21 protein-coding genes are annotated in these 23,957 nt (G+C 46.1%); 7 read left to right on the top strand and 14 right to left on the bottom strand.

Annotation, left to right across the window (positions count from 1 at the left end; genetic code table 11):
* Positions 1-36 precede the first annotated feature (36 nt).
* Positions 37-756, top strand: coding sequence for a YoaK family protein (locus tag FS818_RS15010; RefSeq protein ID WP_186331884.1), 720 nt, complete (start codon positions 37-39; stop codon positions 754-756).
* A gap of 51 nt (positions 757-807) precedes the next feature.
* Here the strand turns inward: FS818_RS15010 and FS818_RS15005 are convergent, their stop codons facing one another.
* From FS818_RS15005 to FS818_RS14995, 3 genes are all read right to left on the bottom strand, one after another.
* The gene (locus tag FS818_RS15005) at positions 808-1,947 is read right to left on the bottom strand and encodes a toxic anion resistance protein (protein ID WP_145332981.1); all 1,140 of its coding nucleotides are present in this window, start codon (positions 1,945-1,947) and stop codon (positions 808-810) included.
* A 78-nt stretch (positions 1,948-2,025) separates the two neighbouring features.
* Positions 2,026-3,714: a vWA domain-containing protein gene (locus FS818_RS15000; protein ID WP_145332980.1), complete on the bottom strand. Its 1,689-nt coding sequence runs from the start codon at positions 3,712-3,714 to the stop codon at positions 2,026-2,028.
* Between the two features lie 12 nt (positions 3,715-3,726).
* Positions 3,727-4,458, bottom strand: coding sequence for a hypothetical protein (locus tag FS818_RS14995; protein ID WP_145332979.1), 732 nt, complete (start codon positions 4,456-4,458; stop codon positions 3,727-3,729).
* A gap of 340 nt (positions 4,459-4,798) precedes the next feature.
* Here FS818_RS14995 and FS818_RS14990 point away from each other — a divergent pair, with 340 nt between their 5' ends.
* Complete coding sequence (locus tag FS818_RS14990; protein ID WP_145332978.1) at positions 4,799-5,083, top strand: hypothetical protein; 285 nt, start codon at positions 4,799-4,801, stop codon at positions 5,081-5,083.
* Between the two features lie 286 nt (positions 5,084-5,369).
* On the opposite strand, the gene FS818_RS14985 is transcribed toward FS818_RS14990, so the two are convergent.
* Positions 5,370-7,688 (bottom strand): beta-L-arabinofuranosidase domain-containing protein, encoded by a 2,319-nt coding sequence (locus tag FS818_RS14985; RefSeq protein WP_145332977.1) that lies wholly within the window; start codon positions 7,686-7,688, stop codon positions 5,370-5,372.
* Between the two features lie 212 nt (positions 7,689-7,900).
* Between FS818_RS14985 and FS818_RS14980 the strand changes: the two genes are divergently transcribed.
* A complete protein-coding gene (locus FS818_RS14980; RefSeq protein ID WP_145332976.1) occupies positions 7,901-8,668 on the top strand; it encodes a helix-turn-helix transcriptional regulator in 768 nt (255 codons plus the stop codon).
* 471 nt (positions 8,669-9,139) lie between these two features.
* On the top strand, positions 9,140-9,655 hold the full coding sequence (locus tag FS818_RS14975) for a GNAT family N-acetyltransferase (protein WP_145332975.1): 516 nt from the start codon (positions 9,140-9,142) through the stop codon (positions 9,653-9,655).
* 202 nt (positions 9,656-9,857) lie between these two features.
* Here the strand turns inward: FS818_RS14975 and FS818_RS14970 are convergent, their stop codons facing one another.
* Complete coding sequence (locus FS818_RS14970) at positions 9,858-10,901, bottom strand: 2,3-butanediol dehydrogenase (protein WP_145332974.1); 1,044 nt, start codon at positions 10,899-10,901, stop codon at positions 9,858-9,860.
* 140 nt (positions 10,902-11,041) lie between these two features.
* On the opposite strand from FS818_RS14970, the gene FS818_RS14965 reads away from it, so the two are divergent.
* Positions 11,042-11,947, top strand: coding sequence for a LysR family transcriptional regulator (locus tag FS818_RS14965; protein WP_145332973.1), 906 nt, complete (start codon positions 11,042-11,044; stop codon positions 11,945-11,947).
* Between the two features lie 157 nt (positions 11,948-12,104).
* Here the strand turns inward: FS818_RS14965 and FS818_RS14960 are convergent, their stop codons facing one another.
* From FS818_RS14960 to FS818_RS14945, 4 genes are all read right to left on the bottom strand, one after another.
* On the bottom strand, positions 12,105-13,859 hold the full coding sequence (locus FS818_RS14960) for a methyl-accepting chemotaxis protein (RefSeq protein ID WP_145332972.1): 1,755 nt from the start codon (positions 13,857-13,859) through the stop codon (positions 12,105-12,107).
* Between the two features lie 270 nt (positions 13,860-14,129).
* Positions 14,130-14,384, bottom strand: a complete 255-nt coding sequence (locus FS818_RS14955; protein WP_145332971.1) for a hypothetical protein — start codon at positions 14,382-14,384, stop codon at positions 14,130-14,132.
* 14 nt (positions 14,385-14,398) lie between these two features.
* Positions 14,399-14,920, bottom strand: coding sequence for a hypothetical protein (locus tag FS818_RS14950; protein ID WP_145332970.1), 522 nt, complete (start codon positions 14,918-14,920; stop codon positions 14,399-14,401).
* A 14-nt stretch (positions 14,921-14,934) separates the two neighbouring features.
* Positions 14,935-16,290 (bottom strand): WXG100 family type VII secretion target, encoded by a 1,356-nt coding sequence (locus FS818_RS14945; RefSeq protein WP_145332969.1) that lies wholly within the window; start codon positions 16,288-16,290, stop codon positions 14,935-14,937.
* A gap of 323 nt (positions 16,291-16,613) precedes the next feature.
* Here FS818_RS14945 and FS818_RS14940 point away from each other — a divergent pair, with 323 nt between their 5' ends.
* Positions 16,614-17,228 carry a TetR/AcrR family transcriptional regulator gene (locus FS818_RS14940; RefSeq protein WP_145332968.1) on the top strand — a complete coding sequence of 205 codons (615 nt, stop codon included), beginning with the start codon at positions 16,614-16,616 and terminating at the stop codon, positions 17,226-17,228.
* Between the two features lie 16 nt (positions 17,229-17,244).
* A complete protein-coding gene (locus FS818_RS14935; RefSeq protein WP_145332967.1) occupies positions 17,245-18,228 on the top strand; it encodes an alpha/beta hydrolase in 984 nt (327 codons plus the stop codon).
* A gap of 131 nt (positions 18,229-18,359) precedes the next feature.
* On the opposite strand, the gene FS818_RS14930 is transcribed toward FS818_RS14935, so the two are convergent.
* The 5 genes from FS818_RS14930 to FS818_RS14910 all read right to left on the bottom strand — a co-directional run bounded on the left by FS818_RS14930 (position 18,360) and on the right by FS818_RS14910 (position 23,540).
* Positions 18,360-19,718, bottom strand: coding sequence for an amino acid permease (locus tag FS818_RS14930; RefSeq protein WP_260989880.1), 1,359 nt, complete (start codon positions 19,716-19,718; stop codon positions 18,360-18,362).
* A 137-nt stretch (positions 19,719-19,855) separates the two neighbouring features.
* Positions 19,856-20,137 (bottom strand): hypothetical protein, encoded by a 282-nt coding sequence (locus tag FS818_RS14925; protein WP_145332965.1) that lies wholly within the window; start codon positions 20,135-20,137, stop codon positions 19,856-19,858.
* Positions 20,138-20,336: 199 nt separating this feature from the next.
* Entirely contained in the window at positions 20,337-20,795 is a 459-nt protein-coding gene (locus tag FS818_RS14920; RefSeq protein ID WP_145332964.1) for a GNAT family N-acetyltransferase, read from the bottom strand.
* Between the two features lie 154 nt (positions 20,796-20,949).
* The gene (locus FS818_RS14915; protein ID WP_145332963.1) at positions 20,950-22,338 is read right to left on the bottom strand and encodes a DUF1963 domain-containing protein; all 1,389 of its coding nucleotides are present in this window, start codon (positions 22,336-22,338) and stop codon (positions 20,950-20,952) included.
* 20 nt (positions 22,339-22,358) lie between these two features.
* Positions 22,359-23,540: an alanyl-tRNA editing protein gene (locus tag FS818_RS14910; RefSeq protein WP_145332962.1), complete on the bottom strand. Its 1,182-nt coding sequence runs from the start codon at positions 23,538-23,540 to the stop codon at positions 22,359-22,361.
* Positions 23,541-23,957: the final 417 nt, after the last annotated feature.

Here is a 23,957-nt window from a genome sequence, read left to right as displayed (position 1 = left end):
ACCTGATGTTTACCTGAAAATGGAGGACAGATGCCTATGCATTCCGTACATGACTTGTCTTCCCCGAAAGTGAACAACGAGAGTATCGGACGCACGGTAGAACGTTTGGAGCCGGGATTTTCCCGGCTTTTGTTATCGTCCGTTCTTGTACTGCTTGCCGGTTTCATCGATTCCATTGGGTATTTGGGGCTGGGTAAAGTGTATTTATCCTTCATGAGCGGCAACAGCACCAAGCTGGGCATCGCTCTTTTTGAGGCAGATTATGCGTTATGGGCAACGACAGGGACTGTCGTTCTTTTATTTATTGCAGGAGCGTTTGTCGGCACTTTCATTACAGAGTCATGGGGGAAATGGCATCTGACCCTTATATTGAGCGTGGAGTGTGTATTGTTTCTCTTCGCAATCCTGTTGTCGCTCCTGTTCCACACGCAATATATTATATTCCCGATCGCCATGGCGATGGGCATGCAAAATACAATGCATCAGATGGTGGCCCATGCAGATGTAGGCAAAGGCTTTGTTTCGGGTACGCTGTTTGGTATCGGTCAGGCCTTGGCCAAAGCTGTACGCGGCAAAGCTCCCGCATCCGAGTGGGCTGTGCTGGCACTATCCTGGTTTATTTTTGTCATTGGCGCCGCACTTGGCGCCTGGATGCTCGTGAATAGCGGTCTGCTCCTATCCCTCGTTGCAGTGCTGTTGTTTCTAATCCTGGTTATCCCCTATGTTGTTTATATGCAACGTCTAAAAAACGGTTGACCCGAACTAAAGGGCCAACCGTTTTGTGTTTTATGATATAAAATATGATAACTACAGACCAAGCTTCTGTCCTTTTTCCAATCGCTGAATCTGCTGTTCCCCGGTCTCCGCCAGTTCACGGAACTGACCAATCGTCTCGCGCATTCTTGGCAAGGCCTCTTGTTTGTAGACCGAAATCGAGTCCAGGGCAGACAGCACATCCGTGAAAGCCTGCTTCATCGTATCCACCGAGATACTTGCTTCGTAAGCCTGCTTCTGGATGGCCGTGCCCTGATCCTTCAGCATTTTGGATGTACCGGCGATCAGATCGTTGGTGGTACGGTTAAGCAACTCGATTTTCTGCAAGACAATCTTCTGATTGTATAACGCACTGGCAACGGTGACTGCAATTTTCAGCGCGGAGATCGTCACATTTTTCGCCCGATCCACACCACGAATTAACTCTTTGTTGTTGCGAATGACCACTTCAATCGCCATGATCCCCTGCTGGTTAACGACCAGCATCTGTTGCAGATCCATGACACGCTGACGGAGCGGGAACAATACTTCTTCGGTAATAAAACGCACCTTCTCAGGGTCTTCCCCGCGAACCTTGGCTGTTTCAATCTGTGTATCAATGGATTCATCCATCAACATGCCAAGCTGAATCTCCTTCTGCAGCCGCTTGGTCAGTTCGCGCAGGCTCTGCTGCTCGATCTCAAGCGTGGTGTTGTCGTTACGCAGCGTGGCGCGGCCCTTGTCGAGTGAAACGACAATATCGGCGATGACGGCGTCGGCTTTCTGGTATTTGAGGAAATACGCGCGTAGCGGGTTGAACAGCTTGCCCAGAAAGCCTGTTTTGGCGAAATCGACCACGCTCGGGTCGAGATCCTTCAGTTGCATGTGCAGCTCGGTCAAGCCTTTGGCAACCTGACCGCCCTCGTCTCCCGTCTTGGACAGATGTCCAACGGAGACTTGAAGCAACGCGTTTTTCTCGGAAGAGGATCGCATCGTGTTCATACCAAAGCCGTCAATGGATTGCAAAATTTCTTTGCGCTTCTCCAGAGATTCAAGGTCCAGGTTCATAATCATATCCACATTCGAAGTTGCTACCTGTTGCAGTTCCGCCACCTCGGCGGGCACCGGTTTGATCTCTTCTTCAATCACCTTCTGAATTTCCTTCTGGCTCGGTATTTCCATCGTAAACGACATTCGCAGTTCCCCCTTTTAGTTACATCCGTCCTTACGTCTGAACATTAAAATAACTTACATATGCACGTTAAAATTGACTTACATCTGTACGTTGAACAGGTTTCCGATTTTGTAGACAACATCGTCGGTGTCCGCGTTAATGCTCGCTGCCTCGTTAATGCTGGAGATGCTCTCCAGCGCTTTGATGTCGGCGTTATATCCAATCGTGTAGATCGGTACTTTGTACGTCTCCACCAGATCTCGGATATCTTTGAGCGAATGTCCTTCGTTCGTCTCACCATCACTGAGGACAAAGATCAGCGGTTTCACGTTAGGGTTGGCCGCTTTGTAATCCTCCAGCATCTTCATTGCAACCACGATGCCGTCGAATGTCGCTGTTCCTCCGCTCGCTTGCAGGCTATCCACCGTTCCGACAAACATGGATTGCTGGTTCGTATCATACTTAGCAATCGGCAGATTGACCGTCACGTCGCTGGAATACGAGACCAGTCCGATGCTATTGTCGGTACCAAGGTACTTCTGGCCTTTGCGCAAAGATTCTTTGAGCCGGTTAAGCGGTTCCCCCGCCATACTCCCGGATACGTCCGTTACAAACACGGCGGCGATTGGATTACTGCCATTCTTCTTCTCTTTCCAGACTTTTTGCGCGGACAGCAATGTTCCACCATCCACCGCAGCCAGCTCCGATTTGTAATTTTGCAGACCGTTAAAGCCGAACTCTTCTGCCTTTTTCTGATACTGATCCTGCGTGACAAAATCGGCAAACTTCTGGATGATCTCCTGTTTGTTCTGTGGCAATTGCCCAAGGGCATACAGCGGGCTGTCATGCCTTACGCCAAATGGGGTAAACACATATCCACTCTTGAGATCGGCCGTATTCACATAAGTCTGATATTCCAGTACAAAAGCATCCAGTCTGCCCGACTTGGCCGCTTCCCGCATCTGAATCGTGGTGGACGCCGTGAAGGGTACATTCGCCTGGAACTTCTCAAAGCCTTGGATTGCTTTCTCGCCCAGCGGATTGGCGCTGTCATACGTATTTAATGCGGTAACCAGGAAATTCAGTCCCGTAGAACTCGCAAACGGATCGGTATATCCCATCGTCAGCTCATTATTGGCAATAGCTTCGGTTATCGTTTTGACGTTCACAGAGCCGTAAGTGTTCACCAGTGCATCATATTTGGCTTTGGAGATGACGATTCCCGGTACGTTGCCAACAAGCCGCTTCGAGATGAGCTTCGTCTTCACTCCGCTGGCTTCCACCATCTCACCCCATAGTTCATTGGACGGGGTAAAGGCATCGGGCACATATTTGCCGGACTTGATATAATCCGTGGCTGTACCCGAAGCAATGTTGCGGATTTTGACCGATACCTGTTTGCCTCCGGCCGTGATATTCGCTTGGTTAAATGCCTCTGCGACCTCAGTTAACCATCCATCCACGCCGTTACCCGATTTCTCGGTGGAGGAGAAGATTTCAACGAAATCATTGGTCGTGTTCTCTACTGTAACCGGGAATTTTGAAATGTCCGGGAGGGATTCTGCAACATCAACCGGATCGAGGTCAATCTGTCCTTTCACCGGTTCTGCGGTAGCTGGTGCAATGTCCGCGTAAAGTTTGCCAAGTTCCTTACCTGCATTTTCGGTCGTGACCTGTGTGGTAGACTTGCCAAAGTTCGATGTCAGTGTGATTCCGCCATAAACGAGACCGAACACGAGTATGAGCATAATAATCGATATGAGAAAAAACTTTCCCTTCTTTGCCATAGGTGCAACCCCTCACTGTCTATATAATTTGGTGTGCTTGATTAACTGATCAATCTCCTGCATACAAGGCATCTGCTCAATATCTCCGGCTTCGAAACTGTCCAGACGCGAAATCTCCAGCAACAGCTGATCCAGCTTTAATAAAATCTCTTCGTTCGTGTGAAGCGAGTCCTTCACATAGGTCAGGTAATCGTTGTACACTTTCGTTTTCTCTTGAAAAAGCTTCTGCGGAATCGCAGGGGATTTGGCTTTCATCATGCTGGCATAATCGGCTTCGTCGAAGACATTCAGTCGATTCAGAATGCTGCGGATGTTCAGGTATAACAGCTTCTCTACCTCTTCCGTGACCGAAGCGAATTTCTTAAAGCTCAGCTCGCCGGGATCAAACCGTTGATGAAGCACGTTCATCAGGGTTTCTTTTTTCTTTTTCATCCGGTTCAGTTGGGACAGCCCCAGCGTAATATCTTCTTCAAGGATTTTGATGCGTCTGTAAAAAGATAAAGCCTCCACATAATCTTCATGGGTTTCGATCTGTCTCACGGGTAAAACGACCGGCTGTTTGAACAATAATGTGTAGCTGCCATAGAAAAGTGCGAGTACGCTTCCGAACAACAGCGTCACGGAAAGCGCGGTCTGGAATGCACTCTCTCCGAATCCAAGTCCAGCAAACCCCGGGGAGAAGGCCAGAACATTCACGGCCACGATGCCGATGATGAGCCCAAACAATTGTATGTACCTGGTCATGGTCGATCCTATGGCCTCCTTTCATGTTAGATATTAGGATTACATGTCGTATATTCCCTGTCTCTCATCTTCTTATTGTACATGATGTGAACGCTCTCAGGTGGATAGGATTGGAAAAATGGCAGGGGATATTTACGCTAGTATTAGCTTTCTATAAAGTAGATGTTTGACTTGAAGTTTGAGTGATCTTTGAGTGAATTTGAAAGATCCTCGAGTGATCTTCGAGTGATTTTTGACTGATTGTTGAATGATTCCTGCCTGATATTTAAAAGAACAACCGGGCAGGTATGGGTGCTCCATAAGCTATCATGTCGGAGCAGTACTCTTCATAGTAATATACGTGGATAGAGCTTATCCCATTATTCTTTTCACGGACAAAACAGAACGAGCTTCGCAACTTGCAGATGAGAAGAACTGCTGGACAACCAGAAACTACGGAGGTTCGTTAGTGGTAAATGAAATGTTATCCGGTAATACGTGGAAAATCAGGTTACGTGTCATTTTTTATATAGACTTGTCTTGGCGGGCTGGAGTAGGATGGGGTGCGAGAAAGAGATTTCGCGAGAGAATTGCACGCCAAAAAGACGAAACGGCGAATATCTCCATTTCGTCTTTTGTAAGTTAATATTCGTCACATCCGAATCCCACCTACTCACTACTCAATAGGCTAACGATCACAGATGACGCTATTTGGCGTTTTTTAGCTCAGCCCAGAATGTAACGATCATGAGAAACGTTATTTTCACATTTGAGATGCGATTTCATTGATTTTAGTCCGTTTTGGCTGAAATAACGTCGCTGGTGATCGTTAGATTTCTCAACATGCCTGAATCGACCAAATAAGCTCCGTACGGATCGTTAGAATTTAGAGCTTTGTGCTGGGACGTCCATCAGGCTTCTTCCTCAGACGCTCACACGAAAAAATCGAGTCTGCTGCGTGTTGTGCGAACCTCTGTCACTTTTCCCGCACAGCCCCTGTCCCCGATAGCCTGAAATGTTACGGTTACACTCTCCTTGCCTCTGGTGACTTCTTCCGGGATCTCATAGCTGGCACGGAATACCTCTCCGATCTTGTTCATATGAATGCGTTGCTCACCGACAACAATACCATCCACCCAAATACTAAATTGCCTTTCATATCGGATTCCCTCTCGGTCAAAATGTAGATAGTCCCCGCCCCAATAGGCTACGTACAAATGATTCAGGGCATCCGAGTCTACAGCCAAGCGGTAGCTGAATGCTGCTCCGTTCACGCCGTATGCCTCACGCCACATATACAACTTATTGCGGCCGTCTGTACCGGAGCCGTTATACTGCTCTCCGCGGCAGTTACTCTCCATTTGATGCCCGATCTCATCCTGCTGGCCGTCTGGTTGCACGCTGTCGATGGTGATATCATTCAACGCTTTCTCCAGCGCATCCCCTTCATCATTCAACGCCCAATACACTGTGTAAAATTCATGATGCACATCATAGAACGGGATCATCTTCACAGCTTCTCCGGTGGACGTCACTTCCTCACTAAGTTCAAATGTAAGTGTGCCTTTATCGACAACCTTGATCCACTGGCTCACATCCTCTTCTTCCGTTTGGATCACGGGCACGGGAGCTGTTTTTGGATTCAGCGCAGTTTCGTCGATAATGGTATCCTCGGGTAGCCCTTCGTTACCCAGCGCACCGGCAAGCACAATCGGGCCATACTGGAACGCCACCTTGAGGGCATCATCCCGGGCTGTATATTTACGCAGTGCCATCGGCAGCGTAATGGTGATGACATCGCCCGCCGACCAGGTGCGGTCGATGGACAAGTAGCCGGGTTCCAGACGTGTATACGACTGGGCCGAATCCCCGTTTACGGTTGCCGTCATCGGCTCCTGGAGCCAGGACGGCACGCGTAGTCTTAGACAAGCCGAGGCGCCGCCTTCGGTGATTGTCAGGGTTGCTTTTTCCGAATAGGGGAAGTCGGTTTCCAGCTTTAAGTTTAGTCCCTGTGATGCCCACTCCAGCTCGGAAGCGATGTACAGGTTCACATACAAGTCCTGCTCATCCTCATAATAGATCGCCTCAGCATACTTGCCCGGGTTCTCCATGCCTGATCCGGTACAGCACCACCAAGCCGTATCGCGTGTGCCGTAGATTTTGTAATGTCCTTGAAGAGTTGAGGCAAAATAGGTTTTATTGCCCGTAGTCGGGTCTTGCGTGCCAAGGATATGGTTATAGACCGCGTTCTCATAATAGTCCATATAAGCACTGTCCGGGTTCCAGGCAAACAGTTGCTTCGTCAGATGCATCATGTTGTGGGTACAGCAGCTCTCCCCGGTTTTGATGCCGAGGCTCTCCATGCCCTTTGCTTCATAATGCTCGGATATGCTCGTCGCGCCAAAGACATAAGAACGATGCTGCACGGTCGTATTCCAGAAAAATTGTGCCGCTGTCCGGTACGACGTCTGTGCAGGATCTTGGTTGTAGATCTCGGCTGCGCCGATGACTTTGGGAATCTGGGTATTGGCATGCCTTCCTTGCAGCTCATCCCGCTCCTGCTCTAGCGGCTCCAGAATGAGTTGGTGTGTAAACTGCCGAGCAGCCTTCAGATAGGCTGCGTTTCCTGTAATCCCATATAGTTGGGCAAACACTTCGTTCATCCCGCCATGCTCACATAGCAGCATCGTCTGGATCTGCTCCTCGGTCATGGAGTTTAGTCCATCCACTGCCCAATCCGCAAAACGTGTAACCACCTCAAGCGCCTGCTCATTGCCCGTCATTTGATAAGCGTCAATCAGACCGCGATAGATTTTATGCACGCTGTACCACGGAACCCAATATTCACCGATGTTGAATCCACCGATATGTTCCGCACGAAAAGCAATGCGGAAAGCCTCCTCAGACAAACCTCCAATATACCCGCTACCCGTCGTCTGTTGAATTGCCGCCAGTTCACTCACAGCATAATCGAGCGTGTGCTTTAAGGTGGAATTCCCCGTCGCCTGATACGTCACCGCGAGAGCCGACATGTAGTGTCCGAGGGAATGTCCGCTAATCGAGCGTGCCTCCCAGCCTGCATAACGTTGCTTGCGTGGTGTTAACCCGTGGGCTTCATAACATGGAGCCAGAAAGCGGTCGATCTCCAGTGATAACAAGTAGCGTTCTCCGATATGCTGTGACGTTTGAAATGGACCTTCCAGCAAGTTAACCTGTGCGGGGCCCAGAAATCCTTTTCTCGTATCGATCATGCGGCTCGCTCCTTTGGTATATGTAATAACCTCATATGGTTTCTTTTCTTCTCAGTAGGCTGGATTTAGAGACAAAGGATAAAATCCGTGTTGTATTTAGGCCAGAACTTATCTCCGCCATCTAGATTCCACCCTTGAATGTCCTCATATTATCAAATAAACTACAGTTACAGCAGACTCAGAATCCAAGAAAAGGTGGATAAATCCGTCCTATGTCAAAACCAGTGGAGCACTATTTATGCGGAAAATTCATATCCGAGGGCAACTGGAGCCATATGCGTCGAAGCATGCCGGTGCATGAGATCATTTTGATGCTGGAAGGTGAAATGTATATTGCGGAGGAGGACAAACGATACGTCGTTCGTGCGGATGATCTTTTATTTTTAAAGGCGGGTCGGACTCATTATGGTTACCAGATCAGTGATGCACCTGTGAGCTTCTACTGGATGCATTACGGGACAGCACCTGGTTTATTCTGTGACTTTCCAACTCATTCGACCATTCAGGTTCCTTCTATGGCAAATCAGATGTTCAAACAGTTGCTTCATGTGTCCTCCTTCTCGTCCGAAGAGGCGGATGCTGCTTCGCTATTACTTCTCAAAGAAATGGAACGTAATCTGCGCACAGACTATCGCCCGCATAACGCCGTGGTGGATCATATCTGTAAATGGGTCGATATCCATCTGCATCTGAATATCACGGTGAGTGAGATTGCGGAGCACTTTAATTTCAACAAGGACTATATTTCCAAAATGGTGAAACGGGAAAAAGGGATCGGACTCAAAACGTATATCCTCACCGAACGCATGCATCGTGCCAAACGACTGTTGCTCAATACCAATGCCAGTGTGAAGGAGATTGCTGCCCAATGCGGCTTTCGTGACTATAAGCTGTTTCTGCGCACCTTCAAGCAACACGAGGCAAGTACGCCAACCGAATATCGCAATCATCTATACAGCACGCAGCTCAATCGTTTATAAGCGCCTGCATAGAACTGGATAGAAGCGAACAGCCTGTCAGTAATGGTTAATATAGATGATGCTTGACGAGATCATTCACACATAAGCACTTTAACCCTTGGGCACTTGGGCACTTAAGTCCGTGCTTGGGCTTGGGCCAAATTTTAACGATCACCAGGAAGCTTATTTAACTCAGAATAGATTGATTGAAAATCTAACGATCACCAGTAACGTTATCGGTCTAAAAAACAGCCTTTGGGGTTGAAAAACGGGTGATTTTCCCAAGATAAGCTCTCTGGTGATCGTTAGAATTTCTTACCGCTTAAAAAGCGGCAAATAGCGTCTCTGGTGATCGTTAGATTTTTTTCTTAAAGATATAGAAATGTTGAAATCTCTTATAGAAGATTCTAATATAGAGGATTGAATCCCCTGTGTTATAATGCAAGGAAATACTATTCCCTACTTTACTCATAAGAAAAGGAGAATTTAAACATGACGACGGCTGCCATAACGATTCATCCCGCTTCCCCAGCTGAACATGTTGAGATTGTTGACATTCTGGTTGCCAGTTACGCGGAATACCAGAGTTCTTTTGAGCAATCGGATCGTTGGGAAGCCTACCTGAAAGATATCCGCGAATCTGTGGACAATCCATATTTGACTGAATTATGGGTAGCCAAGATCGAAGATCGAATTGTCGGTACCGTTCAGTTGTTTGAAACGGCACATAAAGCCTATCCCAATTTTGAACTGCCGATTGATTATCCATTTGTCCGTCTGCTAGGTGTTGATCCCGAGTGGAGAGGACATGGCATTGCGCGCGAGCTGCTTCAGCGGTGTGTGGAATCCACGAAGGAGCTGGGCAAAAACGCAGTTTATCTCTATACCGGTGGTCAGATGGTTAATGCTATCCGGTTATATGAACGTTTTGGCTTTATCGAAGATCCGGAGTTCAGTTCCGTAGCGGGCGGTGGGCAGGCAATCTGCTATCGTTACGAGATAAGATAAGGGCTTAAAGGACGACATCGTAGTGCGGAATTACTAGGCTTGTCAAAAGTAATCTTGCATTCTGGAGAATGTTATGTCTCTTTATCCCATAAATATAAAACAAAGGGCTGTTCCTCCTGCCATCTGTAGATGACAAGTGGAACAGCCTTCTCGTTTAAATCTGATATCATAACGTTACAAGAGTAGCATCTTGAACCTGAGCTTAACCGCCAATCTCAATCAGAATCTTCGCATGGCTCTTGTCGCTCATCAACAGTTCAAGCCCGTCCTGCACAACATCATGCAGCTTAATTTTTTTGGTGATTACCTGCTTCACATCGAGTGCGCCTTCTGCAATGAGTGAGATGACCTCAGGGAAGATGTGTCGGTACGCTAGTGTAGCCGTCAGATTCGCTTCTTTTACCAGCATGTCGAAGAAGTTTACGTGAAGCGGGTTCGGAATTGCGGCGATCACCACAACTTCTCCACCTTTTTTAATCACGGACACAGCACTGTCCATCGTCGGTTGCACGCCAGCTGCTTCATATGCAACATCAATCCCGCCAGATTGTTGCGTAATGACTTGTGTTGCATCCACCTTACTGCTATTTACCGGAATTGCGCCAAGTTTAGCCGCCAGTTCCAGACGATCTTCGAATACATCGACAGCGTACACTTCAGATGCCCCAGCTGCTTTGGCTGACAAGATGGTCAGCAAACCAATCGGCCCAGCTCCGTATACAGCAACCTTATTTCCCACTTTCAGCTTGCTGTGACGTACGGCATGAAAAGCAACCGCAGTTGGTTCAACAAGTGCCCCTTCTTCAAAGGATACTTGATCCGGGATCGGATGCACCATATATGCTTCCACGACTACATATTCGGCAAAACCGCCATCCCCGTTCAATCCGACAAAACCAAATTGAGTACACTGATTGTATCTACCTTGAATACAGTACTCACACGTTCCACAATGGTAGAGAGGTTCTACCACCACGCGATCACCCACACTGATACCGCTTACATGATCACCTAGAGCACTTACTGTTCCTGCAAACTCATGCCCCAGTGTCAGCGGCGCTTTTTGTCCTGAAAGCGGATGATTCTCTCCCTCTTGAATACCTACACCATGATGATACGCGTGTAAGTCACTGCCACAAATTCCGGCATACTCCACTTTGATCTGAACCTGTCCTGACTTCGCAACAGGAACCTCACGATCTTCCACACGCACGTCTTTATGACCATACCAGACTGCTGCCTTCATCCTGTACATCCCCTTTTTATCTAAACTGTTAATAAAAGATTGTCCTGCTTGTCTATATATTATATCCTTGTTCACTCATTATTCATATTTATAGATACTTATGTTAACATTACTTATACTAATGTTAAAGGGATGGTCGCATGAATCTGGAACAGCTTGAATATGTTGTTGAAATCGCCAAAACGCAATCATTCTCTGCCGCATCAGAGCATCTTCATGTCACGCAATCTGCGATCAGTCAATCGGTTCAACGTCTGGAAAAAGAGTTGGGGTTGGTTCTATTCGAGCGATCCAGACAGGGCACTCATCCCACACCGGAGGGTAAACAATTTATCGCCAAAGCACTGGACATTTTACAGCGAATCGATGAATTAAAATCGCTAAATGCAACGACATCTACGCTAACCGGTGATCTTCACGTAGCTACTTTCCCGAGTGTTATGCCTTACCTGGTGCAATCGGTTGCCGATATGAAACGGGATCATCCACAATTGAGGTTATCAATTGAAGAGAAGGGTTCAATGGAAATCATTGAGGACATTCGGAGCAATAAAACTCATCTGGGCTTTATCGCCATATACGCAAAACAGCTGCGCGAATTGGATGGGTTGCATTTTACACCGATGTATTCAAGCAAGCTTATTGTATGCACCCATCAACTGTCTGAACTGGCCAAGCACACACGTGTGACGCCTGAGCAACTAAAAGACTATAACCTTGCGTTATATCGGGACGGTTTCATAGAAGATTTTCTACAAGAATTCACCTACGAATATGGGCCCTTATCCATCTTATTCAAGACCAATAATTCGGAGGCCATCAGCACCGTGTTAACCAATAATATTGCCGCGACTATTGGGCATGATTTTTCCTTTCATCAACATCCGCTTTGGAAGGAAGGATTAATTAAGATGGTGGAGATTACCGAGATTCAGCAACCTAAGATGCAGATCGGCTTCGTGCAGACGGAATTCAGGGAGGCTGCAGTTGCGGCAGAACAGTTTGCCCGGCGCTTCAAACAAGCGATTGAATTGGGGCATCTGTGACTGTGATGTCTCTGCAGAGCTGCCATATGTCTTTGGCAAAAAAAGTGCTCTACCATTTGGCAGGGCACTTTTGCTTGTATTCACTCTTAATTCATGTTTCCTTGAATTCATGTTCCTTTTACTATGGTTTCCTTGTTTGTCTCGTACTTCCTTTCGACTACACCTTGACCTTTTTCACTGCTTCACTCATCTCATGCGTCTGCTGTTCCAGCATCGTAGACGTTTCCGCCACCTTACGGAACATCGCCGATTGATCCTGCATCAAACGGTATATCTCATCCGAGTGATCCGACACACCTGCGGAAATCTGTGAAATCGTGTTGACCGAAGCTGCCGCCTCTTCCGATCCGGCCGTAATTTCTTCAGCCGCTGCAGAAACCTCCTGAATGCGCTGGGTAACCAGTTGGAACGCATCCACGACTTGTGAGAATGCCTGCTCCGCTTCCGTTGTAAATATGACGCCCTGACCAATCTCCTGAGCAGTAACCCCCATTCGGGAACCAATCTGCTGTGACTCCAGTTCAATACGAAGTAATAAGTCCGAGATTCGTTCCATAGACGAACTGGAGGCTTCCGCAAGTTTCCTCACCTCTTCTGCCACAACAGCAAAACCCTTCCCATGCTCACCCGCATGTGCAGCTTCAATGGAAGCATTTAGCGCGAGCAGTTTGGTTTGACTTGCGAAGTCACGTACCGTATGCAGCGCACCACCAATTTCAGCAGAATAGTTGTTTAACACCTGCACCATCGCGGTAACCTCTCCAGATACTGCGGAGATGTTTTCCATCTGTTTCTTCATCACCGTCATGCGCTGTTGCCCCGATTCCGCCGTAGTCAGCGCCATTGTTGCTGCATCCGATACCACATTGGAGGATTCAGATATATCGTTGATGCCTTTTGCAATCTCTTCCATGGCATGTGCGCTGTCACTTGCACTTTGCTTCTGCGTATGCGCACCTTGTCTAATTTCCTCAACAGCACGATCGACTGTTTTGCTCATGGCAAGCATTTCTTCGGTACTCCGATTAAACTCTTTCGTGGATTCGGATAACAATTCGGTTGTTGAAGCTACCCCTCCAACCATGTCACTTACTATTTTATTTAAATTCCCAGACATATGTATCATCGCCTGATACGTTGTTCCGATCTCATCTTTGCTCTTCAAACGATAGGCTGTCAAAATACGATTGGCTTCGGCAAGCTCGCCCTGTGCCATCTTTTCTACACTCGATTTCAGCGGATGTAAAGGGCGCAGTCCTTTAACGATAAACCACATGACTATAGCAATACCTGCAAGTGTAGCGAGCAGCAGGATTACATATAACGGCAGACTTGATTTCAAAATATCTGTTTCGATCCCTCCGATAACAGAAATCCCTGTATCGATACCAATCACACCCGCAAGAGCACCGTTGCTATTCAGAATCGGAGCATAGGAAGAAATATAATCACCATACTCTGGATTGTTAATGATCGGCGAACTTGCTGTTTCCCCTTGCAGCAACTTCTGCACCGCATCTGCAGGAATGTCCGTCACTTCGTTGATTGCTGAAGCTTTATCCGCATCTTTCATGCCGTCCACCATCATAAGAGGGCTTCCCTTATCGTCAATTTTGACGAAATACACATACATAGCACCTATACGCACACGGAAATCGTCCAGTTCATCCCGAATACGGAGATACTCCTCGTTCTCCTTAGGGTCCTTGGCAAAATCCGCATATTTTGCTGTATCCAGCTGCTTCACATAACTCTCGGCAATCTGAATATTGTAACTCGTGATGGCCCCCTGCGCAGCCAGTTTCACATTAGCGATCTGCGTCAACATACTTCCCGCTGCTATAATCGTAATGACCAGTGTAACAATAGCCGCAATGCGCACAACCAGACGTTTCCTGAAAAAACCGATCATTTGCTCCCTCTTCCTCCCCACGAACCCAAGCCTTTTTGACTAGGCCCTACCCAAAAAACATATGTTTGAAGCACTAAGTATGGGAAAATAGTATACGAATATGTCGAAATACGCAAGAAAATATTGGGTTTACATAAAAACGCTATCATTGCTGTGTTAGCTTTGGTATAGGGGACTTTATAAAGGGTCGTGAAGTGAGGTGTTCTGATGGAGTTCAGACAAAGAAAACCTCCAACATGGTAGTTGAAGGTCTGTTGTTAATTGGAACGATTAAATAACATATACTGTTGAACCTATTGGTATATCTGCCGGATTGATCGAGTTACCTAAGCATATGCCCACCATTTTGTTATCATTTGGTGAGTTGGATATTTGAACCGAAACAACTCTCAGATTCAGCATTTCATGCTCAGAAATTTGCAACACAATATCGTCACCAATCTTGTCTATAGATGTAAGGACAGGTTCTTTTCCAACGATAACGGTTCCGTTTCCATGGGATTCAAAAACATCGCCCACCTCCATTATAAAAATCAATTCTATCCCGAAACTTCCTTCACAAAATGCACCTCTGGTTCTTTAATAATGATTATACTAAACCCTTTTTCAGAAAAGATAAGCCCCCCGCTAATATCCTGATAAGATTCCCTATCGAATTTTAATTTTTGTTTGATTTTCTGTAAATCAGATGATTCATCTATATATAAATATAGCTTATTAATAATTAAACTTTGATCATCAATGTGCATTTCAATTTTATTTAAATCACCTGCTGGTCGTTCAATATTTCTAACTTTCCATATTTTCACCCCGACCTGTTGACCTTCTTCTATCTTTACCATCCCAAACAACCCAGCCAGTTCCTGAAAGTTCGGATTACCTCCTCGAAAAATATCAATTATCTCTGTTACTAATTCATCCAAAGAATCTTCCCTAAATTTCTTTCTCATTAATTCTGGCGAATCATCAAAAAGCCAAGAGGCGATGTCGTTAAATTCATCATTGTCTGAATCCAATACCCCAATAATACTAGGCTTACTATACAGAAAATTCTTATTCAAAATTTATCACCATCCTAATGTCGTTTATAGTCTCCTCCGATTCTCCCTGCGATCTTATCATAAAATATCTCCCATGCTTCATCCATTCTTCCCTCTTTATATAGTTTATTGAAACCAACATCTGTTCTTAATTCCTCTTGCACTAATCGATACACCATTCGAACAGATTGGCCATCAACTTTCCAGCCTTCAATTCCTTTTACCATACTAAAAGTCTTTCCATTGGGAGTCACCGCTCTCATCTCTAGCATATCAAAGTCTACGGCTACCATTATATCTTCTAAACTAAATGGTCCATTGTTTGGATGATTATGTGTAAATACAGCCTCCTTCCCTCTGTCTCTATAATTACTAATATCTATTGATTTCTCAGTACCAATAACTGTATCCCCAACTAAATTACCATTTTTGTCGAAAAACTGCCCATGCTCCTTGGATTCATGTCTGAACCTACTCTCTACCTCTTCTACCTTTTTATAATTGTATTTACCCAGACCCTTTTCCTTCTCCACATACTCAGAGAACTTAGAGGATTCCCGGGCCTTTTTGCTCTCCGCAATATTGTCTACCACCTGCAGACGAGGATCTTTAAATCCGTTAAAACCACCCGTCATCTGGCCAGTTCCCGGCCGCTGGTTCAAAATACTAACCTTGGTACCGCCTCCTGACGAGGTCAGTAGATTATGCGGTTTGATCATCTTGGCGGTGAGACCACCGCCGACCATCATGCCTCCCATGCCCATCATATTAGCCCAATGTTCGCTGGACCAGGCATTCGTGGGGAATATCGCTTCACGGATTGTACCATGGATGCCAAATGTCAGCCAATTGGCCGTATCATTCGGAGAATCGAATGCTTTATCCGCTCTATCCATGTAACCTTCCACCAGACCACTTGGGATCCCAAACGTCCAATAGTCCAGAAATCCGCCGACACTGTCGTAACGCTTCTGGTAGCGGTCATCTGCAGCCTGCATAAAACCAGTACCCAGCTCTTTTAAACTATCCACCGATTTTTGAAAAGCATTACGATTGTCTACAGCGGGAGCCCGGCATTCATCCGGTGGAGGCGGCATACAATTGGCATCATGGGATTGCACTGTCTGCTGATCCGCCAGTCTGAATTTCTCCGCATGTCCTTCGAGCGTTTTGGCAATCGAGAGGGATAGTGAACTGAAATTGTCCATCACTCGTTGCGCTGCGATGAAATCAGCATAAAATCGTTCCTTGGTGCTCCCGTTCCACTGCCTCTCAATTTCGAACAGCTGTTGTTTCAAGACGTGATTCATCTGAGCAATCTGACTTTGGGCTGTCGCGAACTGTTTTGAAACGGACAATAGCTGTTCCGGGGTTACTTTAATCGTTGTCATGGTGTACCTCGTTATCGATATCGTTCTAATTATGTATTTCGTTGTTACACGAAAATTCTGTGTTTCATATATGCCAGTTCATCCACCAGCACATGGGATTCAGTATAACTGGATTGAAATTCTTTTCGTAGAGACTGCTGTCTTAATCTTTTAGTTCCTATTACCCCCAGTACGCCCTATTTGCAACAGTATTTGTGACCTATATTCCCCCCTACTACACTGATTCAAAACTTACTATTGCCCTATAAGATAGATTCGGCTATATTATTAATTAATTGATCAGTTAATTAATTAAATCGTAGATAAGAGAAAGGAGAATTTTTGTGGCTAGAACTGTGAATGAAGAGAAACGGCTTGAGCGACGTAAACGCATCTTGGAAGAAGCTGTGGTTTTGTTTGCGGAAAACGGATATTCGAATACCACAACAGCTCTTATCGCCAAAAAAATTGGTGTGACTTCTGGAACCATATTTCAGTACTTTCCAAACAAAGAAGCTTTGTTCCATGCGGCTGTCCTGGAACCGCTTGAAGATATCCAGAAGAAATCGCTAGCTCTGTTGCAACAAAACGGAACGCCGGCTGAATTAATTAAAAATATGGTCAAAGACCAATTCAACCATATCTACTCCTATGCCAATGAGTTACGACTAGTTCAGTCTGTACTGGGACAACGAATCAGGTTCCCCGAACTTACTCAGAAAGTTCTGGACAGCATAAAAGTAATGACGGACACCATTGAAGCTGTTTATGCAAAGGGACAAGCCCTGGGGGAATTCAACCCAAGCTACTCACCAGCAATGATCTCACGAAGTTATATCTCATTCTTAAATGGAGTAGCATTAACGCTCGGAGAAGATATTGTTCATCACCCGGAATGGGATAACCTGAAAGGTCATGCCTATTATCTGTTCGCCCCCGTACAACACAGCACGAACTAACACTGGAGGAAATAAAATGAATCAACAACAACCGTCGATCGAACTCGATTCGACATTTAAAGATCGCATTAAAAAACATAAGAAACTATTATGGAGCCTGGGTATTGCGCTTGTACTTATCTTAACTGTTGTGTTCTTCATTTCTTATAAAGTCGTAGACATCCTGTTACACCATCCACGAGACACCAATGTCAGCTATGAATTGAACATGGATAAAACACCCTATGAGGTCATAGAATTCAAAAGTTTAAAAAATGATAACACGATAAGAGGTACCTTCTTCCCGGCAAGCGTTTCATCAGGCAAAGCAAGTAACAAAACGCTTATTGTCGTGCATGGTTATACAAGCAATCGCCTCGTGAAGGGACGCACTCCGAAATTGGCAGAGCATTTTATTCCGAAAGGTTATAATATTTTGGCCTTTGATCTTAGCGCACAAGGTAAATCCCATGGCGAGATGATTACGCTCGGTCTGCGTGAGAAATATGACCTGCTTGCAGCTGTTGATTATTTGAAATCCAGAGGCGAGGTAGGCGAGCATATTGGGGTCATTGGCTTCTCTATGGGAGCTGCTACTTCCCTGCTAGCCGCAAGTGAAAGTGATGATATTGAAGCTGTCGTGGCAGATAGTCCGTTTCGTAATGCCGGTTTATTTTTAAGAGAGGGGCTACCTGTATTCTCCGGTTTACCTGCATTCCCATTCGGTTATACTTCCACATGGATGGCTAATTGGGCATTCGACGTTGATCTTGATTCTGTATCGCCTATGGATGCAGTCAAGAAGATGCAAAATAAGCCGGTCATGCTTATTCACGGTACTGGGGATCAACAGATCAGTTATACCAATTCAGAAATGATCTATGAGAACTTGAAGGATAACCCTGATGCAGAGGTATGGTATCCGGCCAATACGGAACACATTGATGCTATTAATCATTATCCAACGGAGTATTTTGCAAGAGTGGACCGTTTTATGGATAAGTATGTAGGTAATAAATAAATCTGTTAAAATCCGCGGTATAATCAGACATCATCTATTTTTAAGAAACTGCATGAATATGCTTACCAAAAAAGGTACAGACATCTCAACAATACGAGATCATCTGTACCTTCTTTTTATACTAAGCCTCTTTAAGCTGATTTGTTATTGATCTTGCGGAATCGAATCAAAGACCAGATTATCAGCAATGCAAGTACACCGAGACAGATGCTAATACTGAACCGGTTGCCTTCATCAAACACAAACATGACAGCAATAACACCGAGTATCAGAACAACCGCTCCGGTGATGTAAGGGAAGCCCCATACCTTGAATGTAGGCTGAACCGGATACTGCTTACGTAATTTGAGCTGAGAAGCAGCGATACAGATCCAGACCAGAATCACGACAAACCCCGGAACGGCAAGCAACACTCTAAACAGCTGATCTTGGGCAAACAGTCCTAACATGGAACCTGCCAGCAGAACAACGGTACACACCAACAAGGTATTAATCGGGCTACCGTTGCGGTTGGTTTTGGCGAGTGCTTTGGGAGCCTCCCCGCCGACAGCCATCGAATGCATCATACGAGATGCACCGTAGATGCCCGAGTTCGCTGCGGATAGCACCGCAGTCACCAGAATAAAATTCATAATATGTGCGGCCCCCGGCAAACCCGTAGACGCCAGCACCTGTACAAACGGACTGCTCTCCGGCCCGATCTCGTTCCAGGGAATCAAACCACAGATCACCAGAATCGGCAACGTAAAGAACAAAATGATTCGGAACATGAAATTGCCCACGATCTTGGGCATCACCTTCTCCGCGTTTTCCGTTTCCGTCAAGGTCAGGCCAATTAGCTCCGATCCTCCATACGAGAACATAACCACAAGCAGTGCAGAGAAGATCGATGTCAATCCGTTCGGGAAGAACCCACCCGCCTGCGTGTAATTTTGCAAATAAGGTGTGTTGTCACTTGGAATAATACCGAAGATCAGCCCCGCACCAAGCACGATAAAAATAATAATCATCGCAATTTTGATCCCGGCCAGCCAAAACTCAAATTCCCCGAACACACCCACACTAAGCATATTCACGAGTATAATGAATGCGGCACATGCCAGACTGAGCATCCATAATGGTACGTCCGCGAACCAATATTGCAGGAAACTGCCTGCAGCGATGACTTCGATGACACACACCGATAACCACAGGAAGCAGTACATCCATCCCATAATAAACGAAACCCTGCTCCCGAATGCTTCCTGCACGAAATCTTTCATATTCCTATTCTTGTATACCGTAGCCATCTCGGCCATCGCAGCCATAACCACAAGTAACAGCAGTCCGGCAAAAATGTACGTCACAATGACGCCAGGGCCCGCGAGCCCAATCGTACCTGCACTGCCTTTAAAAATTCCTGTCCCAATGACACCCCCCATCGCCATAAAGGTGATGTGTCTAGGTTTTAATTTTTTTTGTAATGATTCTTCCTTCTGAGTCTGAGCCAATTGAAATCCTCCTGAGGTACAAAAACGTCTGTAATCCTTGTCTATTTTTTGAGCAATATAAAGTCCAGTATACCCTATCCATGATGAAACAGCCCACCCATTCTGTATGGCCAATTCATCCCAAACATATGACATGCCTAAGATTTATACCCTTTAAGCGTACAAAGTAATCGGTATGTTGCCCATGTTACCAAACTATATCCCACCCCGTACATCAGCCATGCATCCAGATTGGAAGTGAACGTTCCCCAGTCACTGGTTATATACAACAATGGTAACAAGAGAGATACACCCAATGCGATCACCCTATTGCACCATTTTATCGAGTACCAGCAGACGCCCAGAATAAGAGCGATTAATGGACACAATACGAATACAACGAACAATGGATTCATTCCTTCAATCCACCAGTAAAGCATTCTCCTGCACTCTCCTTCTTTGGTGCGTCACAGCGTTCAAAGCCCGAATTCTAGTTTACCACTTTATGCATGCTATGAACTGTATCAAATGTTTCATTTTTTTCCTCGAAATCATAATCACTTCAACACATAAATAAACGTAAAAACCAGCCCCTCTATATTAGAGAGACTGGTTTCCATACGAATGACTATAAATAATTCATCCAATAACTTTCGTCATGAATTTACTGTTTGGGTCTGGAACATAATCAGCAAACGGATCGCAATATTCAAAACCAAAGTCTTCATACAACTTGCGTGCCGGAATAAAAGAATCCATCGAACCCGTTTCCAGACTGACTCGCTGATATCCGCGAGATTTGGCCTCTTCAATAATATGAGCCAACATATGGCGAGCTACCCCTTTGCGTAAATGAGCGGAAGCCGTACGCATTGATTTCAGTTCACCATGTTCAGCGTTCAGTTCCTTCATCGCTCCGCAACCAAGTAACTCATCGCCTTCCCATGCACACCAAAACGTGATCTCCGGTTTTTTAAGTCCATCCAGATTCAGAGCATGTATACTTTCCGGCGGTGAATCTGCTGCCATACCTAGCAAATGCTCCGCGATTAGTGCTTTTACCTGATCCCCGCTCAAATCATCCACTCTAATTTCCATCATTTCCACTCCTGCCGACATTTTGTAATGTACTTAATTCTCTACGAAGTTAATAGATAATTATATCTTACAACCATGTCAGGTTTCATGACAAGAGTAGGTTGTTGCTAGAAAAGTAACCAGGCAAATGGGTTTGATAGGATTGATAACAACATCATGATTGCTGATACGATACGGCTGTCATTTGGCACGGCTCACACGCAAACATGTAATACACACCTTCGCCATTCTCCTGAATCATCTCACCGTCCAGCTGTCCGATTGCTTTCATCGTAGCTGAGCAGGCCGGACATGCAGGATAGTCTGCGTCCTGCACCCAACCAGGATGACCTCCAACCTGGGATAGTGAGGGCTCCATGGCCCATTCACTGCCATGAAAAGGCTGCCGCGGTTCCGTCGCAATATGAAACAGACGATGCTGTACCTGTTGCTGTATCCCTGCCAGCCTTTCTCCCGCGCCAGCAAAGCTACCTACCTCTAAAACACTTGAGCCAATTCCCAAAATATCTACGCTCATCTCTTCCACATCAATATCACCCAATCCATCAGGCTTCACATTATGCTTGCTCCAGATGGCATTCCCTTCTGCATCCATCTCCATGTAAACCACACTGTAACTGCTACACACCAAGCAAGTCTGCACATCCAGTTGTGGAAACTTCCAGTCCACTGACTGAAGCGCAGGATGTTTTACATGTAAATTCATTAAGCTGATCAATGAACTACCACACCACGGACAAAAATTGGAGTTTGGCACAAGCAATGATATCGGAACACCATCAAGGTTCTTGCTCTGGCTTCCCGCTACATCACTGCCTCCTACTTCATACATTGAATAACTCGGGGTGATAAACAATTCTCTGCGTTGACCATCTTCGGTTAACTCCCAACCCGCCTGCAACGTGTAACACTCAGGTGCAACATACAGTTCACTAGCCCAATCCGGCGCAGACTGCTTCCACTGCCAGAACTGCTGCACAACAGTTTCGTCACCAATATAGGCCAGCATCATCAGGAGATGATTGCGATTCCCCTCATCGTTGTTCACCTGCTGAATTAGATGATTCCGCGTCTCACCAGAGGCGCTTTTGAACAGAACAGCTGGATAAACGATATCCCTCTCCAAAAGTTCAGGAATTTCCGCTGTCAGAGGCAGATCATGATAACAAACAAGATACAGCAAGATATCTTTACCGCCATCCTCGTCATCTGAGCGGATCAAGTCCATGGCATAAAGCTTCATCTCATGTTGTTGCTCTCCCGAAAGGGACAGATACACTTGTTCCATGGAGTATTTATACGGTACATATCGAATAAGTTCGTTATATGTCCGAGGTTCATGCATGATTTTCAGAATCTGCACCGCATCCGTAATGCCCTCATACAGATCGACATCACGGCGATTCGCTTCAATATAACGCTGGTGTGCCTCTCGTTCCATTTCCTGCTTGCAAGGCATACAGTACCCACCTGTTTTAGCTGCTGTTGCTGGTAAAATCATGTTGTCGCATCCTTCGCTTACACACGGAATACGTTCTGTCATGCTTCCGCCTCCTTCAACCTTTAGGAATGGTGGCCAAGTTGCTCCTTGGTGAATTCGTAAAACGCAAGCGCATCCTCACTGCTCGCAAATCCTGCCTGAGCTATTTTCTCACTGCCGCCGCCTTTGCCTTGGTAAGCCCCGAGATTTCCTTTGAAAAACGGCCCGCACGCCCATTCCGGCGGCTGTCCGTTCTGTGCCAGTACAACCTTCGCTTCCGAGATGCTGGCAAACAGCACCAAACCTTCATGCTCTTCCGTAAGTTTGGTAGCAAGGCTTTGCATGTCCTTGAGTGATTTGTCCTCGAAAATCCGGGCAATGACCAGTCCTTCCCGTGCGGCAAGCAGTTCCTGTGCGTAGTAAGCGTCATTGGTGGATTTCACAGCATTCAGCTCGCTTTGCAGCTGCTTCTGCTCCTGTTCCATTTTCTCAACACGCTCCAAAAGTTCGTCACGGCTCGTCTTTAATTTGGTCGTAATGCCGTTCAACACCTGTTGAATTGCCGTGAATTCGTTCAAAGCTCTCGTACCGCATTTAAAATAAATTCGTGTGTTGCTCTTGATCTTCTCCGTTTTCAGCAGTTTAATGATTCCGATCTCACCTGTGGCCGCCACATGTGTACCACCGCAGGCATTGTACTCCACACCCTCAATCTCCACGATTCGAATGTCCTCCGTTACCGTCGGTTGCTTCACTAAAGGCAATCGCGCGGCTTCTTCGGCGGTAACCCATGAAGCACGAACCGGAGCATTGCGAACAATCTGCCGATTCACCTCTTGCTCGACTTCAGCCAGCTGTTCCGGGCTGAGGCTCTCTGTAGCCACATCAATCGTTGCGTAGTCCGTGCCCAGGTGAAAACTGAGTGTCATGGCATCCGTCAGTTTTAGTGTAATTGCCGATAACAAATGCTGGCCCGTATGTTGCTGCATGTGGTCAAATCTTCGTTCCCAATCCAGCTCACAGTGCACTTCATCCTGCTCCGGGGAACGCTCCAGCTTATGCCATACTTCTCCGTCTTCCAAGTTCACATCCAGAACAGCGGCACCGCCAATCTGTCCCAGATCACACGGTTGTCCGCCTCCATGCGGATAAAATGCCGTCTCGGCGAGCGTAACGTATACGCCATCTTCTTTCGTCACTCGATTGGTAATATGTGTATGCCACTCGCGTGTGTAAGCAGCATCATAGTATATTTTTTGAGTCATTGAATGGATTCGTTCCCTTCTCGTTCAAGTAAGTTACATCTACTCTCAGATTACACTATTTCCCATAGCTAACGCCAATTTCGGTTAACTCTAATCACTTGTAGTATCACAAAAAAGACCGTTCTGTAAGCCAAGCCCACAGAGCGGTCTATATTTTATCCAACGTTTAATTTGAAAACGTTCGATATGGATGTCCCTATCGATTACACAGGAACGGAGATGGCAGACAAATGCTCGCTTGTAGACACCAAGAACAAAGCAGACAGAAAGGACCTGGAGAAGCGGAGCTAAAAGCTTTCTGAAAGAAAGCTACATCGAAAGCATAAGCTTCGCATTTATCACCGGATTGTTCCCTTCAGGGAATCAATCAAAATAATCGGGGGATAAGGGCGATCGTAAGGTTTTCTGGCTGCGGCG

It is taken from the genome of Paenibacillus xylanexedens, from assembly GCF_007680605.1.
GTDB classification, from domain to species: domain Bacteria; phylum Bacillota; class Bacilli; order Paenibacillales; family Paenibacillaceae; genus Paenibacillus; species Paenibacillus xylanexedens_B.
This window is presented reverse-complemented; position numbering and strand designations above follow the sequence as displayed.

What these genes read in the sequence shown, in the direction of transcription:
- FS818_RS15010 (WP_186331884.1), top strand. Translation starts at nt 37, where the DNA reads ATGCATTCCGTACATGACTTGTCTTCCCCGAAAGTGAACAACGAGAGT.
- FS818_RS15005 (WP_145332981.1), bottom strand. Translation starts at nt 1,947, where the DNA reads ATGTCGTTTACGATGGAAATACCGAGCCAGAAGGAAATTCAGAAGGTG.
- FS818_RS15000 (WP_145332980.1), bottom strand. Translation starts at nt 3,714, where the DNA reads ATGGCAAAGAAGGGAAAGTTTTTTCTCATATCGATTATTATGCTCATA.
- FS818_RS14995 (WP_145332979.1), bottom strand. Translation starts at nt 4,458, where the DNA reads ATGACCAGGTACATACAATTGTTTGGGCTCATCATCGGCATCGTGGCC.
- FS818_RS14985 (WP_145332977.1), bottom strand. Translation starts at nt 7,688, where the DNA reads ATGATCGATACGAGAAAAGGATTTCTGGGCCCCGCACAGGTTAACTTG.
- FS818_RS14980 (WP_145332976.1), top strand. Translation starts at nt 7,901, where the DNA reads ATGTCAAAACCAGTGGAGCACTATTTATGCGGAAAATTCATATCCGAG.
- FS818_RS14975 (WP_145332975.1), top strand. Translation starts at nt 9,140, where the DNA reads ATGACGACGGCTGCCATAACGATTCATCCCGCTTCCCCAGCTGAACAT.
- FS818_RS14970 (WP_145332974.1), bottom strand. Translation starts at nt 10,901, where the DNA reads ATGAAGGCAGCAGTCTGGTATGGTCATAAAGACGTGCGTGTGGAAGAT.
- FS818_RS14965 (WP_145332973.1), top strand. Translation starts at nt 11,042, where the DNA reads ATGAATCTGGAACAGCTTGAATATGTTGTTGAAATCGCCAAAACGCAA.
- FS818_RS14960 (WP_145332972.1), bottom strand. Translation starts at nt 13,859, where the DNA reads ATGATCGGTTTTTTCAGGAAACGTCTGGTTGTGCGCATTGCGGCTATT.
- FS818_RS14955 (WP_145332971.1), bottom strand. Translation starts at nt 14,384, where the DNA reads ATGGAGGTGGGCGATGTTTTTGAATCCCATGGAAACGGAACCGTTATC.
- FS818_RS14945 (WP_145332969.1), bottom strand. Translation starts at nt 16,290, where the DNA reads ATGACAACGATTAAAGTAACCCCGGAACAGCTATTGTCCGTTTCAAAA.
- FS818_RS14935 (WP_145332967.1), top strand. Translation starts at nt 17,245, where the DNA reads ATGAATCAACAACAACCGTCGATCGAACTCGATTCGACATTTAAAGAT.
- FS818_RS14925 (WP_145332965.1), bottom strand. Translation starts at nt 20,137, where the DNA reads ATGCTTTACTGGTGGATTGAAGGAATGAATCCATTGTTCGTTGTATTC.
- FS818_RS14920 (WP_145332964.1), bottom strand. Translation starts at nt 20,795, where the DNA reads ATGGAAATTAGAGTGGATGATTTGAGCGGGGATCAGGTAAAAGCACTA.
- FS818_RS14915 (WP_145332963.1), bottom strand. Translation starts at nt 22,338, where the DNA reads ATGACAGAACGTATTCCGTGTGTAAGCGAAGGATGCGACAACATGATT.
- FS818_RS14910 (WP_145332962.1), bottom strand. Translation starts at nt 23,540, where the DNA reads ATGACTCAAAAAATATACTATGATGCTGCTTACACACGCGAGTGGCAT.